Below are 15,841 nucleotides of genomic sequence, written 5' to 3'. Positions count from 1 at the left end.
TATCGCCGTGAAAAAGCACGTCGACCTGAATGCAGATTATCAGCCGGAGAATTTCACCTTCCGCGACACCGCGCAGGTAGAGGAAATTATCTCCCGTTATCCGGAAGGTCGCCAGCGCAGCGCCACCATGCCGTTGCTGGATCTGGCGCAACGCCAAATGGCCGAAGATGGCGCGAAGGCAACACCGCCGTTCGGTGGCTGGATTCCACGCGCGGCGATGGACGAAATTGCCCGTATTCTGGATCTGCCGAAGATCAAGGTGTACGAAGTTGCAACATTCTACTCCATGTACAATCTGGCCCCGGTTGGGAAATATCTGGTGCAGGTTTGCACGACCACGCCGTGCTGGCTGTGCGGTGCAGGCGATATTAAAAAGGCCTGCGAAGATCATCTGGGCATCAAAACCGGCGAAAACACCAAGGACGGCATGTTCACGGTGGTCGAGGTTGAATGCCTGGGCGCGTGCGTGAATGCACCGATGATCCAGATCAATGATGATTTTTACGAAGATCTGAGCCCGTTGCGCATGAAGGATATTCTGAGCGCGCTGAAAGACGGGAAAGATGTTCCGGTTGGATCGCAAACGGGCCGTAAATGCTCCATGTCCGCCGCTGGGCCGACATCGTTGGAAGATCTGGCGAAAAAAGTTGGAGTTGTGTGATGTTGGACGATAAAGACCGTATTTTCACGAACATCTATGGCTGGGAACCGTATTCTCTGGAATACGCGAAAGCCCGTGGCGATTGGGATAACACCAAGGACATTATCGCGGAGGGCCGCGACTGGATCATCGACGAGATGAAAAAATCCGGTCTGCGTGGTCGCGGTGGTGCCGGTTTCCCGACGGGTATGAAATGGTCGTTCATGCCGAAAGAAAATCCGGATGGCCGTCCGAGCTATCTGGTCATCAACGCCGACGAATCCGAGCCGGGTACGTGCAAAGACCGCGACATACTGCGCAACGAACCGCATAAATTGATCGAAGGCGCGTTGATTGCCGGTTTCGCAATGAATGCGCACGCGGCCTATATCTACATTCGCGGTGAGTTTTATAACGAAGGCTCCGCCGTTGTTAAGGCGATTAAAGAGGCTTATGCCGCTGGTCTGCTGGGTAAAAACGCGGCTGGTTCGGGGTGGGACTTTGATGTTGTTCTGCACCGTGGGGCTGGCGCCTATATCTGCGGTGAGGAAACCGCGCTGTTGAACAGCCTTGAAGGCAAAAAGGGCGAACCGCGGAACAAACCGCCGTTCCCGGCAATGGCGGGTTTGTATTCCTGCCCGACGACGGTGAACAACGTGGAAACGATTGCCGTTGCGCCGACCATTCTGCGCCGTGGTGGTTCATGGTTTGCGGGCATTGGCCGGGATGAGAAAAATACGGGCACGAAATTGTTCTGTGTCTCCGGTCACGTCAACAACCCATGCAACGTCGAAGAAGCCATGGGCATCACGCTGAAAGAACTGATCGACAAGCATTGCGGCGGCGTTCGCGGTGGTTGGGACAATCTGCTGGCGGTTATTCCGGGTGGTTCATCCACGCCGCTGCTGCCGCGCGACGTGTGCGACACGGTTGTGATGGATTTTGATTCCTTGCGTGCTGCTGGTTCCGGCCTGGGCACGGCGGGTGTGATCGTCATGGATAAATCGACGGATATCGTTTACGCGATTGCCCGTTTGTCCGAATTTTACAAACACGAATCCTGTGGCCAATGTACGCCGTGCCGTGAAGGTACGGGGTGGATGTGGCGCGTGATGACCCGCATGGTCAAGGGCAACGCAACGGTTGAGGAAATCGACATGTTGTGGGATGTGACCAAACAAGTCGAAGGACACACGATTTGCGCGTTGGGTGATGCGGCGGCCTGGCCGATCCAAGGCCTGATCCGCCATTTCCGCCCGGAAATGGAAAAACGCATCATGGAATACCGCAAAATTGCGGCGAGGGCGGCATGAGCAACGTCGCGCCCTTACGTCGTGTAAAAAAAGCCGGCATGTTGACCACGATGCGGGTCGAATTGCCGTATGCAACTGCGGAAGATCAAGCCAAGGCCGACAAGCTGAATGCGGAGATCAAGCATTTGGGCGTGCGGACCGTGCGGTCGGCGTATGACTGGGGCGTGACGCTTTTTAACAAGCCGAAGGCGGATAAAATCAAATTTGAAACTGGTGATCTGGTGAAGGTTTTTAAAACCGTCACCGATGGCGATGTGCAGTGGGAAGGCACGGTCGATTATGACCGCAGCCAGCACCACCATGGTCTGCAAAAAGGCATGAAACCGGAAGCATGGCAAAATATGTTCTATGCCCGTCTGCCGGCGCGTTTGGAGCGTAAGGATGGAACGGTTTTGTTTGGCGCGTTGGAGCCATTCTGTGAAACCGGGACAGAGGGTGTGATCTGGTCCGTGCATGAGTACGGTAAAGCCAGTTATGACGGTTTGAACTGCCTTGAAGAGGGCGACGAGCTGACCGTTTACAAAAATGTTCGTGACGGTGAAATCGAGTGGCAGGGCGCGCTGGATTTCGGGCCGGAAAAAGTTGAAAAAATCGGTTGGAGCGAGATTTTCCGCCAGACATTGCATGTTCCGACCCAGGATTGGTTGCAAATGTCGTGGGAAAACCGACCGGTAATCGTTGAAGCCCGCAACTGGACACAGCGGATGAGTAAGCAGGAAGCAAAACCATGCCAAAATTAAAGATCAATGACATTGAAGTCGAAGTCGAAAAGGGCACGTCGATCCTTCAGGCTGCTGAAATGCTGGGAATTGAAATTCCGCGTTTCTGCTATCACGACCGTCTGACCGTTCCGGCCAACTGCCGTATGTGTCTGGTCGAGGTGAAGGGTGGACCGCCGAAGCCGCAGGCATCGTGCGCACTGGCCTGTGCCGACAACATGGAGGTTTTCACCGAAACCGACATGGTGAAAAAGGCACGCAAGGGCGTGATGGAAATGCTGCTGATCAACCACCCGCTGGATTGCCCGATTTGCGACCAGGGTGGCGAATGTGATCTGCAGGATCAGGCCGTTGGTTATGGGTATGACCGTTCGCGTTATTACGAAAGCAAACGCGCGGTAAAGGACAAGGATTTCGGCCCGCTGATCAAAACCGTGATGACCCGCTGCATTCAATGCACGCGGTGCGTTCGTTTTGGCGAAGAAATTGGCGGCGTGCCGGAGCTGGGCCTGCTGAACCGTGGTGAAGATGTTGAAATCACCACGTTTGTTCAGGCGGCGGTGTCCACCGAATTGTCCGGCAACATGATTGATGTGTGCCCGGTTGGTGCGCTGACGTCGAAACCGTATGCGTTCCAGGCCCGTCCGTGGGAATTGAAAAAAACCGAAACCATCGACGTGATGGATGCGGTTGGTGCGAACATTCGCGTGGACAGCCGTGGTACGGAAGTGATGCGTGTTCTGCCGCGCCTGCACGAAGATGTGAACGAAGAATGGATTGATGACCGCACACGTTTTGCCTATGACGGGTTGAAGCGTCAGCGTCTGGATCGTCCGTTCGTGCGTGATGAAAACACGGGCCGCCTGCGCGCGGCGGAATGGGATGAGGCGTTTGCTATCCTCGCTCATCGTATGCGCTCCACGAACCCGAGTGCCGTGGCCGCGTTGGCTGGCGATCTGTGTGATCTGGAATCCATGGTCGCGTTGAAAGACCTGATGGGCGTGATTGGCAGCCGTAATCTGGAATGCCGCACCGATGGTGCTGCGTTTGACCCAACGGTGCGGGCCGGTTACGTGTTCAACACCGGCATTACCGGTATTGAACAGGCCGATGCGATCCTGCTGGTTGGAACCAACCCGCGTGCCGAAGCCGCCATGATCAATGCGCGTATTCGTAAAGCATGGCGCAAGACCAAGGTGAAGGTTGGCGTGATTGGTGAAAACCATGATCTGTCTTATCCGACCACCTATCTGGGGGCCGGGGCTGATACGCTGAAGGATATTGCGGCGGGCAAGGGCGCGTTCGCGGATGTTCTGAAAAACGCCAAAAACCCGATGATTATCGTGGGCATGGGGGCATTCCGCCGGGCCGATGGTCTGGCCGTTCATGCCTTGTGCCGCGAAGTTGCCGAAACCTTCAACATGGTGCGTGATGATTGGAACGGGTTCAACGTTCTGCACGTTGCGGCATCACGCGTTGGTGCGCTGGATATCGGTTTCGTGGCGGGCAAGAATCTGCTGGATGTATCCGGTATGGAACTGGTTTACCTGTTGGGTTGTGATGATGCGGCGGTGGTGGATTCCATTCCGCAATCGGCGTTCGTTGTGTACCAAGGCCACCATGGTGATGCCGGTGCCGCGCGTGCCGACATTATTCTGCCGGGTGCGGCATATACTGAAAAGGACGGCCTGTATGTGAATACCGAAGGCCGTGTGCAGATGGGCCGTGCGGCGGTCTGGCCGGTGGGTGAAGCGCGTGAAGATTGGAAAGTCATTCGTGCCTTGTCCGCATGGATGGACCATCCGTTGCCATATGATGATCTGGCGGGCTTGCGTTCACGCATTGTCCATGAATGGCCGCATCTGGGGCAGGTGGATACGCTGGTCGCATCCCCATGGCGCAGCTTTGGGGCATCTGGTCTGGTCAATTCCGGTGCGTTTGTTCCGGCGGTGAAAAACTTCTATATCACCAACGTGGTGACGAAGGCTTCGCTGACCATGGCGAAATGCGCGACAACATTCGCCCGCAATGGTTTTGCGGCCGAACAGCAGATTGCGGCGGAGTAAGGCGTAACCAATGACCGGAACCACAAACAACAGACGGATTGTTTTGGTACTGGGGGCCCATGTGGCCGCCATGGCCATGGCCCGCGCGTTGGTCGACCATAATATCGGCGTGGTGGTTCTGGATGGTAGGGCCGATGAAAAGGAACAAGAGCGCGATCTTGAAGCTATCATTGTGTCGAACGCTCACATCCTTGGTCGTATGCCAGAGATTGAACCGTTAATTCTGCCGAAACTGGATACGTCGACGGACATATTCAATTATCACGGCGATCCGGCTTTTGCAGCCAAACGCCCGTTCGATGATCGGGTGATCAAGGCCAAACAACCTCACTACGGCGCGCGTATGCACGCCCGTACCTATCCAAAATAAGGGTAAAACAAATGGATATGCTTGCACTTTGGACGACATACGGACTGCCCGGCGCGATTATGGTGGGTCAGATCCTGTTGATGATCGTGGCGGTTGTTCTGGCCGTGGCGTATTTGACCTATGCCGAGCGCAAGGTTCTGGGCGCGATCCAGCGTCGTCAGGGTCCGATGACCGTGGGGCCGTTCGGGTTGCTGCAACCGATTGCCGACGGCGTCAAATTGCTGTCGAAGGAAACCATTATCCCGTCACAAGCCAACGGCCCGGTGTTCCTGTTGGCACCGATGTTGCTGTTCACACTGGCGCTGGTCGCATGGGCGGTTATTCCGGTGAATTTGAAATGGGTGATTGCCGATATTAACGTTGGTATCCTGTATCTGTTCGCCATTTCGTCGATGGGCGTTTACGGCGTGATCATGGCCGGTTGGGCCTCGAACTCGAAATACGCATTTCTGGGCGCGATGCGTTCGGCATCGCAGATGGTGTCGTACGAAGTATCCATGGGTCTGGTGATCGTCACCGTGTTGCTGTGCGTGGGTTCCCTGAACCTGACCGACATTGTGATGGCCCCGCGCCCGGTCTGGATGCAGGCGTTGTTGTTCCCGATGTTCATTGTGTTTCTGGTCTCCATTCTGGCCGAAACCAACCGCGCACCGTTCGATTTGCCGGAAGGTGAATCGGAATTGTCCGGCGGGTTCATGGTTGAATATTCGTCCATGGCGTTCGCGCTGTTCTTCCTGGGTGAATATGCCAACATGATTCTGATGTCGGCCATTACCACGGTTCTGTTCCTGGGTGGTTGGTTGCCGCCGTTTGGTATTACGGAACTGGCCGTTGTTCCGGGCGTGATCTGGTTCATTGTGAAGGTTTGCGCCGTTTTGTTCTTCTTTATCTGGGCCCGCGGTACATTCCCGCGTTACCGTTACGACCAATTGATGCGCTTGGGCTGGAAAATCTTCCTGCCGTTCAGCCTGATCTGGGTTGTTGTGGTGGCGGGTACGCTGTTGGCTTTCGATGCTTTGCCGTAAGGGGTAATGAGTATGACACTCGATTATATCGCACGCAGTTTCCTGCTGTCTGAAATCGTCAAGGGCATGGCGCTGACGTTCAAATACATGTTCAAGCCCCGGGTCACGATCAACTACCCGTATGAAAAGGGCCCGATTTCCCCGCGCTTCCGCGGCGAACATGCCTTGCGCCGTTACCCGAACGGGGAAGAGCGTTGCATCGCCTGCAAACTGTGCGAAGCCATCTGCCCGGCACTGGCGATTACGATTGAAGCCGAACCGCGTGATGACGGTTCCCGCCGCACAACGCGTTACGATATCGATATGACCAAATGCATTTACTGCGGCCTGTGCGCCGAGGCGTGCCCGGTTGATGCGATTGTTGAGGGGCCGAATTTCGAATTCGCCACCGAAACACGCGAAGAGTTGTATTACAACAAGGACCGCCTGCTGGCCAACGGTGACCGTTGGGAAGCCCAGATCGCGGCGAACCTGGCGGCGGATGCGCCATACCGTTAAGGGGCAATAAAGCCCGGCAAATATAAACACCCCGGAAGATTCTTCCGGGGTGTTTTGATTCTGCCGTCATTGAAAATCAATGTGTTCCGACCACTTTGAAATGGCATGAAAATTGCAGATACCCCGCCGACGCGTGCAACTTTTACCGAGGTGTGATTATGGCGGGTATGGATGGAATCAAAGTGGGTTCGCTCACGATGTTCAATTTTGATCTAACAAAATCGCTGACGAAAAAGGCCGATCCCGATTTCATGGCGAAGATCGAAAAGATTAAGGAACTTGAATACACCAAGCCCAAAAATCTGGAAGATCATCCGTCGCAGAAACTCTATGCCGAAGTGGTCGTAGACGGAAAAACCGTGGCTAAGTTGTATAACAGCGGTGTGATGGAAACATCCAATGCTGCGTATGGGAAGATTTCAAAACTGGATAGCGTATCCGATCCGCAAGGGTCGGGGCCCGCATTGGCGCAGCAGCGCGCGGAAGAGATTGCCAAAGCCTTGGGCGGGACCGTGGTGATGAGCAAAGATGCGCTGACCCCGGCGCAATGGGCGAAAGTTCCGCCCGTGGAATTTGAGGTGGATTATGCGGCAATGGCCGCCGATGCCGCGCGGGAAAGTGTCGAGGCTCGTGATGGGTCCGCCGAAACATTGGTGAAAACCCAGATTATTGCAACCCAGCAGAATGAAGGCGCGCCAGAGGAGCCAGAGGAAGAAACACATAGTGTTGTGGATGAGTTCCTTGAGTTCGCATCCATGTCTTATGAGGAAAAAGTGCGCGCCATGATCCTGAAAAGTGCTGGCGTAACGGAAGAGGAATTGGCGGCGATGTCGCCGGAAGAACGCGCCAAGATCGAAGAAAAGATTCGTGAAAAGGTTGAGGAGGCCGTTAATAACGGCGAATTCGCCTGATTACGCAGATCGTTGCCAGGGCCGTATAAAATGTCCTAGGCTGTGGCCATGGAAGATCATCTGGCCGATCCGGTTTATACCCCACCAAACGACCCCGTGGTTATCATCTATCAGGATGATGACCTCTTGGTCGTTGAAAAGCCGAGTGGGCTGTTGCACGTACCCGGAAAAGATCCGCGTTTGTGGGATTGTCTGGATGTGCGGGTTCGCAAATTATTTCCAAAGGCATCGATCATTCATCGCCTTGATCGCGATACGTCCGGCGTTGTTGTGATGGGCTTGAATAAACGGGCCCATGCCTTCGTTGCGGCCCAGTTTGAAAACCGCACGGCGCAGAAAATTTATGTCGCGCGCGTGTGGAGGCAGATGGATGGCGAGAGCGGACATATTGATTTGCCATTGGGTATCGATGTTGATCGCAAGCCGCGCCACCGCGTCGACCATGAAAATGGCCGTTCGGCGCAAACCGATTGGGAAGTTATTGCGCGTGAAGATAACGCAACGCGCGTGCGACTATTCCCGCGCACAGGGCGTACACATCAATTGCGTGTTCATATGCTGGCAATTGGCCACCCTATATTGGGCGATGTTTTTTATGCTGATGGTGATGCGTTGGCAGCGGCGGACCGCTTGCAATTACACGCGGAACAATTGCGATTTGTGCATCCATCCACTGGGCAGGAATGTACCTTTATTGCAGAATGCCCCTTCTAGCGGGCCAAGAAAAAAGGCGGCACATCGGGCCGCCTTTTTGATTCGTGTGCTCGGCCCGCTTACGGGAACAGCATGCCAACCGGCATGTGGTAATACAGGCTCAGCACTTCCGTACCTGGGTTGTGATCATCCAGGCTGGCGTTTGACAGGTGGGACAGGCCAACACTGACGCGGGAAGCGTTTTCAAATTCATAGCCAACTTCGATCTGGCTGCGGAATTCGATCACGTGGCCCAGGTCCTTGCCGCCACCATCGTTATACAGGCCGGGGGCGAAGCTGGGGGTAATCACGAAACCGTTACCGAAGTGATAGTCATAATAAACGCCAGCGCCAATCCAGCCGCTGCCGTCCGTGGTGTACTCAAGAGCGGCGAAGGGTTTAATTTGCCAGATCAGCGGCGAATCCCAGCGGTATTCGGCGCGCATATCAAGTGCGTCTTCATCATCAAAAACGTCAAAATAACCGACGGACAGGCTAATTTTGTCATAATCATCGGCGTGAGCGGATGTGCCAGCAAAGGCGGTTGTCAGGAATACGCAGAGCGCCATCAGCGGCAAAACGATGTTTTTCACGGGTTTCGTCCTAGTGATTTGATTAAAAAGAAGAAATAGCATACGCAAGTCTGTTCGCATTCTTCTCCGGCGGCGGGGAAAAATCAATAGAAATATTCGTGGATTTGCACAGATACGGACCTTGCGGTGCGGCGCTGGTCATACTAGAAAGGGGCAACGCCGCCAAACGGGTCCATCTGCTTGGTGCAAAACAAAAAAGTGCTGTTTGATACATCATGATTCAAGCCATCGCCTTCTATCTTTTCGCCGCTGTTCTGGTCCTAAGCGCCATCATGGTTATTACGGCCCGCAACCCCGTGCACTCCGTTCTGTTCCTGATCCTCGCGTTCTTTAACGCGGCGGGATTGTTCATCCTGCTAGGGGCCGAATTTATCGCCATGATTTTGGTGATCGTTTATGTCGGGGCGGTCGCGGTTTTGTTCCTGTTCGTTGTGATGATGCTGGACATCAGCTTCGCCGATCTGCGCAAGGGCGCGATGCAGTATGTTCCGCTGGGACTATTGCTGGGTGTCGTTCTGCTGGCCGAGCTGGTGATGATGTACACGGCGTGGGGCGCGGCACCGCAGGCCAACCTTGCCAACCCGTTTGATAAAGCGGGCGAAATCACGAACTCCGAGGCTCTGGGCCAAATTCTCTATACCAACTATGTCATGGTGTTCCAGATGTCGGGCCTGGTTCTGCTGGTCGCTATGATCGGGGCCATTGTTCTGACGCACCGTGTGCGCCCGGGTGTTCGCAAGCAGAAAATTGCGGCCCAGAATGCGCGTAGCGTTGATGACGCCATGGAAATTGTAAAAGTAACGCCGGGTACGGGGGTTTAAGCCATGATGATGGAAACATTATTGAATGTTGGTTTGGTCCATTATCTGACACTGGCGGGTATTTTGTTCACGCTTGGCGTGTTCGGGATTTTTCTGAACCGTAAAAACGTGATCGTTATCCTGATGTCGATTGAATTGATGTTGTTGGCGGTGAACGTCAACTTCGTCGCGTTTTCATCCATGATGGGCGATTTGGCGGGACAGGTTTTCGCCATGTTTATCCTGACCGTTGCCGCGGCCGAGGCCGCGATTGGTCTGGCCATTCTGGTCGTGTTCTTCCGCAACCGTGGCACCATCGCGGTTGAGGACATCTCTACGCTTAAGGGCTAAAAGCAAATGGAACTGATTGCCGTTTTTGCGCCGCTTCTGGGGTTCGTGATTGCCTTTCTGTTTGGAAAACAGATCGGTGACAAGGGAGCGCAGTTTGTAACCTGCACCGGTTTGATCATGGCGGCGGTTGCGTCATGTTCCTTGTTCTACAGCGTGATCATTCAATCACAACCCCATGTGGTCAGCCTTGAAAACTGGATCACCGTGGGTGATTTTACGGTTGATTGGGCGTTGCGTTTTGACCAATTGTCCGTGGTGATGATGTGCGTCATCAACATCGTTTCGGCCTGTGTCCACGTTTATTCCGTCGGATATATGAGCCACGACCCGTGCAAAGCGCGGTTTATGTCGTATCTGTCGCTGTTTACCTTTGCGATGCTGATGCTGGTCAGTGCTGATAACCTGGTCCAACTGTTCTTCGGTTGGGAAGGGGTTGGTCTGGCGTCGTACCTGTTGATCGGGTTCTGGAACCATAAACATTCCGCCAATGCCGCCGCCGTGAAGGCGTTTGTGGTCAACCGTGTTGGTGACTTTGGTCTGGCTTTGGGCATTTTTACCATCTTCATGGTTTTTGGCACCGTGCAATTCCAAGGCATTTTTGACCAGGCCGCCCAGCACAAGGACACGATGTTCATGTTCCTGGGCTATGAGGTCCATGCCCTGACGCTGGCTTGCCTGCTGCTCTTTATGGGTGCGGTTGGTAAATCGGCGCAGTTGGGGTTGCACACCTGGCTGCCGGACGCGATGGAGGGCCCGACGCCTGTATCCGCGCTGATTCACGCGGCGACGATGGTGACGGCGGGTGTGTTCCTGGTGTCCCGATTCTCGCCTGTATTCGAATATGCGCCGACCGCGTTGATGGTTGTTTGCATCTTTGGTGCGGTTACGGCTCTGGTCGCGGCGACGATTGGTTTGACGCAGTTCGATATTAAACGCGTCATCGCCTATTCGACGATGAGCCAGCTGGGTTACATGTTCTTTGCCCTGGGCGTATCGGCCTATCCTGCGGCCATGTTCCATTTGACGACCCACGCGTTCTTCAAGGCCTTGCTGTTCTTGGGCGCGGGTTCCGTCATTCACGCCATGTCCGATGAACAAGACATGCGCAAAATGGGTGGCATCTGGCACCTGATTCCCTCGACCTATATCCTGATGTGGGTGGGGTCGCTGGCGTTGGCGGGCATGCCGTTCTTCGCCGGGTATTATTCCAAGGACATGATTTTGGAAACGGCCTTTGCCGACCACACATGGTTCGGAACAATGGCATATTGGTTCGGGATTGTGGCTGCCTTGCTGACCGCATTCTACAGCTGGCGTTTGATCCTGATGACCTTCCACGGCAAACCGCGCGCGGATGAAAAGGTCATGGCACATGTTCATGAATCACCGTTGATCATGTTGTTGCCGCTGACCGTTCTGGCCGCGGGTGCGATTTTGGCGGGGTCCGTACTCTATGGCGGGTTCGTTGGTTCACCGAATGCGGCGGGTCACGCAGGCGATATTCTGAACATGACCGGGCTGGTTAATGTGTGGGACAAGATGCATTTCTGGGGCGGCTCGATCTTCGTCCTGCCGGAAAATGACACGGTCGAGGCCGCGCACCATGTTCCGACGTGGGTCAAGGTTCTGCCGATCTTTGTGGCCAGCGCCGGGATTATTCTGGCCTACATTTTCTATATGTTCGCGCCGAACATGCCGTCGGTCATGGTCAAGGTTTTCAAACCGATCCATGCGTTGTTCTACAACAAATGGTGGTTTGATGAACTTTATGACCGCGTCTTCACGCGCAATGCATTCCGGTTGGGCCGATTCTTCTGGCAAAAAGGGGACAAGGCGGTCATTGACGGTTATGGCCCGGATGGTGTGGCCAGTATGTATGCCCGGTTTGCCGGTGTGTTGAGCCGGTTCCAGACTGGATACGTCTTCCAATATGCATTCGTGATGATGATCGGACTGATCGGCCTGGTGTCGTGGTTCGTCTTCCGCGCGACAATGGGACAGTAAAGACCCGGATAAAGGTGTAATCTAAGATGATTGATTTTCCGATCCTTTCGCTTTTGACTTTCCTGCCTTTGGTTGGGGCGTTGTTTATCCTGACGATCCGGGGGGATGCGCTGGTCGTTGCGCGCAATGCGCGGTTTGCGGCGCTGTATACCAGCCTGTTCACCTTTGCGCTGTCCCTGTACATGATGAACAATTTCGACGGGTCGACGGCGTCGTACCAGTTTGTTGAAAAATCGACATGGTTCCCGGGGCTGAATATTGGCTATCACATGGGCGTTGACGGTTTGTCCATGTTCTTTGTCGTGTTGTCCGCCTTCCTGACCCCGATCTGTATTCTGGCCAGCTGGACGTCAATTACGTCGCGGGTGAAGGAATATATGGTGGCCTTCCTCGTGCTCGAAACCTTTATGATCGGGACGTTCTGCGCTTTGGATGCTGTGCTGTTCTATGCCTTCTTCGAAGGTGTGCTGATCCCGATGTTCCTGATTATCGGGATCTGGGGTGGCAAGCGCCGGGTCTATTCCGCGTATAAATTCTTCCTCTACACGCTGCTCGGCTCGGTTTTGATGCTGGTGGCGTTGCTGTACATGTATTTCCAGGCGGGCACGACCGATATTCCGACCCTGATGGAACATGGTTTCCCGCGTGATGTTCAATTCTGGCTGTGGCTGGCCTTCTTCGCCAGCTTCGCGGTCAAGATGCCGATGTGGCCGGTCCATACATGGTTGCCGGATGCCCACGTTGAAGCCCCGACAGCGGGCTCGGTCATTCTGGCCGGTGTTCTGCTGAAAATGGGTGGTTACGGCTTCCTGCGATTTTCCATCCCGATGCTGCCGGAAGCGACCGAATTCTTCGCCCCGATGGTGTTCGGCCTGTCGATTATCGCCATCATCTACACATCGCTGGTCGCGTTGGTTCAGGATGATATGAAGAAGCTGATTGCCTATTCATCCGTTGCGCACATGGGGTATGTGACCTTGGGTCTGTTCACCATGACGGCGCAGGGGATTCAGGGCGGTATCTTCCAGATGATCAGCCACGGGATCGTATCCGCCGCGCTGTTCCTCTGCGTTGGTGTTGTTTATGACCGGTTGCACACACGGGAAATTTCCCGTTATGGCGGCGTGGTTAAAAACATGCCGAAATACGCCGTTGTGTTTATGATCTTTATGCTCGGTTCCGTCGGCCTGCCGGGAACGTCCGGGTTCGTGGGTGAATTCCTGGCTCTGCTGGGGGCGTATCGTGTGGACACGCTGGTGGCCGTGCTGGCGACCACGGGTCTGATTTTGGGTGCCCCTTATATGCTGATCCTGTATCGCCGCGTGATTTTTGGTCCGCAGGTGAACGAGGATGCGGCGGAAATGCTGGACATGAACTGGCGCGAAATCGTCTGTCTGGTTCCACTGGCGATCCTGACCATCTGGCTGGGTGTGTTCCCGAATATGGTTTTGAACAAGGTTCAGCCCTCCGTCGATAATTTGATCAGCCGGTATGAAGCCGATCTGAGCACGACCGATGTGGCCACCACAAATACCGGCAGCGTTGTTGCGGGAGAAAATCAATGAGTAATGAAGTGATCGCCGTTGAACAGGCCGTGGAGCAGGTTGTCGAAAAGGCAGTCGATGTCGTGGCCATTGCGGAAACGCATCTGGTAACGTCGTCCATGTTTGGTGCGGCCATTCCGGAAATGTTCCTGGCCGTGGCGGGCATGATGCTGCTGATCTTCGGTGTCATGCGTGGCAATGACGGCACGCGGACCGTGTGCTGGGGTGCCATTGGGGCCTTTATTGTCACGGCTTTGTTCCTGACGGGACTGGACTGGGACCGTTCGCTGGCGTTTGATGGCATGTTTGTGTCCGACCGCTTTGCGATCTTTACAAAATTCATGATTCTGGCCGGTTTGTCCGGTGCGCTCGCCATTTCTGTGCGGTATCTGTATCAGGAACGCATGGCGCGGTTTGAATACCCCGTGCTGGTGTTGTTTGCTGGTTTGGGCATGTTGCTGATGGTTTCGGCGAATAACATGCTCTCGCTGTATGTTGCGCTCGAATTGCAATCGCTCAGCCTGTATGTACTGGCCGCGTTCCGCCGCGATCATGCGCGTGCGGCCGAAGCCGGATTGAAATATTTCGTCCTTGGTGCACTGGCGTCGGGTATGTTGTTGTTCGGTATTTCGCTGATTTATGGCTATACCGGGTCGCTCAGCTTTGACACGATTGCCGCAACCCTGACCGAAGCCAATGCCAGCGAAGCGGGCATAACTGCCGGCGCTATCGTGGGCATGGTGTTTGTTCTGGTCGGGTTGGCGTTCAAGGTTTCCGCCGTTCCGTTCCACATGTGGACCCCGGACGTGTACGAAGGCGCACCGACCCCCGTCACCGCCTTGTTCGCCATCGTGCCGAAAATTGCGGCTATGGCCTTGCTGACCCGCCTGTTGTTTGGTCCTTTTGGGGCCATGATGCCGGATTGGCAGCAAATCATCTGGATTCTGGCCGCCGCCAGTATGGTGGTTGGGGCTGTGGCTGGTTTGGCGCAGAACAATATCAAACGCCTGCTGGCCTACAGCTCGATCGGCAATATGGGCTATGTGCTGCTCGGCCTTCTGGCCGGGACGGAAGAGGGCGTGGCCGCCGTTCTGTTCTACCTCGCTATCTACATGGTGATGACGCTTGGTGTGTTTGCGATCGTTCTGGTGATGCGCCGTGATGACGTTGCGGTTGAAACCATCAATGATCTGGCGGGTCTGTCCCGGTATAAACCGGCACTGGCTTATGCCATGGCCTTGCTGCTGTTCTCGATGAGCGGCATTCCGCCGTTGGCCGGATTCTTTGGCAAATTCCTTGTGTTCAAGGCCGCTGTGGCGTCGGGCTTCTATGTTCTGGCGGTGCTGGGCGTTGTGGCGTCGGTTGTGGCTGCGTTCTACTATCTGCGCCTGATCAAGGTCATGTTCTTCGATGAGGCTGCCGATCCGTTCGATGGTGAAATCGGTACGACCAAACGTCTGGTTCTGACCGCTTGCGTCGTGCTGGTCGTTGGCTTTGTTCTGATGCCGGATGCGTTGGTGGAAACCACCCGCGCGGCGGCCAGCGCCCTGTTCGGGCAGGCGCTCTAAGCCATGAGCATTCGCTGGGACTGTCGTGTGTATGACAGTCTTCCATCGACTCAGGATGTCGTCCGGACGGAATTATTGTCCGGCGCATCTGAAGGGCTGGTGGTGCAGGCGGAGGTTCAAACCGCGGGCCGTGGACGCCGTGGCAATCAATGGGTGTCGCCCGTTGGCAATCTGTATATGTCGATTTTGCTGAAACCGGCTTGCGCGCCTGCGCTGGCCGGGCAAATGGCCTTTGTCGTTGCGCTGGCCGTGGCCGATGCGGCGCATGAACTGACCGGGCAGCAGGGCGATGGACTGACCCTGAAATGGCCGAATGATATTCTAGTCGATGGGGTGAAATGTGCGGGCATTTTGCTGGAAAGCGATCTGGGCCCGACGGGGTTGGTGGATGCGCTGATTATCGGTACGGGTATCAATATCAATGCCGCCCCGACGGACCGGATCGGTCTGGCGCAACTGGCCGGGCATGAATTGGATGTCATCACCGTGCGGGACCGGGTTTTGCACCATTTGGGCCGCCTTTATACACGCTGGAAAAACGATGGTTTTTCATGGGTGCGTGATGCGTGGATGGCACGGGCGCATGGGTTAAACACACCGATTACGGCACGCCTGCATGGCGGGGATGTGTCGGGGACATTCCTTGGTATTGATGATAACGGGGCCCTGTTGCTCCAAACCCCGGATGGATCGGTGCAAATCGTTCATGCGGGTGAGGTCTATTTTCCAAACAACGCTTAAAAAAC

At 55.0% G+C, this 15,841-nt stretch carries 17 protein-coding genes; 15 read left to right on the top strand and 2 right to left on the bottom strand.

Going from position 1 to position 15,841, the window contains the following annotated elements; genetic code table 11:
- The first annotated feature begins 7 nt into the window (after nt 1-7).
- The 9 genes from nuoE to MICA_RS06405 all read left to right on the top strand — a co-directional run bounded on the left by nuoE (nt 8) and on the right by MICA_RS06405 (nt 8,256).
- The gene (gene nuoE, locus MICA_RS06450) at nt 8-661 is read left to right on the top strand and encodes an NADH-quinone oxidoreductase subunit NuoE (protein WP_014102911.1); all 654 of its coding nucleotides are present in this window, start codon (nt 8-10) and stop codon (nt 659-661) included.
- Complete coding sequence (gene nuoF / locus MICA_RS06445) at nt 661-1,953, top strand: NADH-quinone oxidoreductase subunit NuoF (RefSeq protein ID WP_014102910.1); 1,293 nt, start codon at nt 661-663, stop codon at nt 1,951-1,953. The genes nuoE and nuoF overlap by 1 nt, the downstream gene beginning before the upstream one ends.
- Nucleotides 1,950-2,693 carry a hypothetical protein gene (locus tag MICA_RS06440; protein ID WP_014102909.1) on the top strand — a complete coding sequence of 248 codons (744 nt, stop codon included), beginning with the start codon at nt 1,950-1,952 and terminating at the stop codon, nt 2,691-2,693. Before nuoF ends, MICA_RS06440 begins: the two co-directional genes overlap by 4 nt.
- A complete protein-coding gene (gene nuoG, locus MICA_RS06435; protein ID WP_014102908.1) occupies nt 2,681-4,738 on the top strand; it encodes an NADH-quinone oxidoreductase subunit NuoG in 2,058 nt (685 codons plus the stop codon). Before MICA_RS06440 ends, nuoG begins: the two co-directional genes overlap by 13 nt.
- A gap of 10 nt (nt 4,739-4,748) precedes the next feature.
- Nucleotides 4,749-5,108, top strand: coding sequence for a hypothetical protein (locus MICA_RS06430; protein ID WP_014102907.1), 360 nt, complete (start codon nt 4,749-4,751; stop codon nt 5,106-5,108).
- Between the two features lie 17 nt (nt 5,109-5,125).
- Nucleotides 5,126-6,133 carry an NADH-quinone oxidoreductase subunit NuoH gene (gene nuoH, locus MICA_RS06425; RefSeq protein WP_014102906.1) on the top strand — a complete coding sequence of 336 codons (1,008 nt, stop codon included), beginning with the start codon at nt 5,126-5,128 and terminating at the stop codon, nt 6,131-6,133.
- 12 nt (nt 6,134-6,145) lie between these two features.
- Complete coding sequence (gene nuoI, locus MICA_RS06420; RefSeq protein WP_014102905.1) at nt 6,146-6,631, top strand: NADH-quinone oxidoreductase subunit NuoI; 486 nt, start codon at nt 6,146-6,148, stop codon at nt 6,629-6,631.
- A 167-nt stretch (nt 6,632-6,798) separates the two neighbouring features.
- Nucleotides 6,799-7,542: a hypothetical protein gene (locus tag MICA_RS11875; protein WP_148260435.1), complete on the top strand. Its 744-nt coding sequence runs from the start codon at nt 6,799-6,801 to the stop codon at nt 7,540-7,542.
- A gap of 48 nt (nt 7,543-7,590) precedes the next feature.
- Nucleotides 7,591-8,256: an RluA family pseudouridine synthase gene (locus MICA_RS06405; RefSeq protein ID WP_014102903.1), complete on the top strand. Its 666-nt coding sequence runs from the start codon at nt 7,591-7,593 to the stop codon at nt 8,254-8,256.
- 59 nt (nt 8,257-8,315) lie between these two features.
- Here the strand turns inward: MICA_RS06405 and MICA_RS06400 are convergent, their stop codons facing one another.
- Complete coding sequence (locus MICA_RS06400) at nt 8,316-8,828, bottom strand: acyloxyacyl hydrolase (protein ID WP_014102902.1); 513 nt, start codon at nt 8,826-8,828, stop codon at nt 8,316-8,318.
- A gap of 22 nt (nt 8,829-8,850) precedes the next feature.
- Nucleotides 8,851-9,045: a hypothetical protein gene (locus tag MICA_RS12135; RefSeq protein ID WP_148260434.1), complete on the bottom strand. Its 195-nt coding sequence runs from the start codon at nt 9,043-9,045 to the stop codon at nt 8,851-8,853.
- On the opposite strand from MICA_RS12135, the gene MICA_RS06395 reads away from it, so the two are divergent.
- The 6 genes from MICA_RS06395 (at nt 9,044) to MICA_RS06370 (ending at nt 15,836) form a co-directional block, all read left to right on the top strand.
- On the top strand, nt 9,044-9,649 hold the full coding sequence (locus tag MICA_RS06395; protein ID WP_014102900.1) for an NADH-quinone oxidoreductase subunit J: 606 nt from the start codon (nt 9,044-9,046) through the stop codon (nt 9,647-9,649). The genes MICA_RS12135 and MICA_RS06395 overlap by 2 nt on opposite strands.
- A gap of 21 nt (nt 9,650-9,670) precedes the next feature.
- Nucleotides 9,671-9,979, top strand: coding sequence for an NADH-quinone oxidoreductase subunit NuoK (gene nuoK / locus MICA_RS06390; RefSeq protein WP_041794413.1), 309 nt, complete (start codon nt 9,671-9,673; stop codon nt 9,977-9,979).
- Nucleotides 9,980-9,985: 6 nt separating this feature from the next.
- Nucleotides 9,986-11,983, top strand: coding sequence for an NADH-quinone oxidoreductase subunit L (gene nuoL / locus MICA_RS06385; protein WP_014102898.1), 1,998 nt, complete (start codon nt 9,986-9,988; stop codon nt 11,981-11,983).
- Nucleotides 11,984-12,009: 26 nt separating this feature from the next.
- The gene (locus MICA_RS06380) at nt 12,010-13,548 is read left to right on the top strand and encodes an NADH-quinone oxidoreductase subunit M (protein ID WP_014102897.1); all 1,539 of its coding nucleotides are present in this window, start codon (nt 12,010-12,012) and stop codon (nt 13,546-13,548) included.
- A gap of 98 nt (nt 13,549-13,646) precedes the next feature.
- Nucleotides 13,647-15,095, top strand: coding sequence for an NADH-quinone oxidoreductase subunit NuoN (gene nuoN / locus MICA_RS06375; RefSeq protein ID WP_187287655.1), 1,449 nt, complete (start codon nt 13,647-13,649; stop codon nt 15,093-15,095).
- A 3-nt stretch (nt 15,096-15,098) separates the two neighbouring features.
- Nucleotides 15,099-15,836 carry a biotin--[acetyl-CoA-carboxylase] ligase gene (locus MICA_RS06370; RefSeq protein WP_014102895.1) on the top strand — a complete coding sequence of 246 codons (738 nt, stop codon included), beginning with the start codon at nt 15,099-15,101 and terminating at the stop codon, nt 15,834-15,836.
- Nucleotides 15,837-15,841 lie beyond the last annotated feature (5 nt).

Source organism: Micavibrio aeruginosavorus ARL-13, from assembly GCF_000226315.1.
In the GTDB taxonomy this organism is placed as follows: domain Bacteria; phylum Pseudomonadota; class Alphaproteobacteria; order Micavibrionales; family Micavibrionaceae; genus Micavibrio; species Micavibrio aeruginosavorus_B.
Note: the sequence above shows the minus strand (reverse complement) of the source record. Positions and strands in the feature narration are given on the sequence as shown.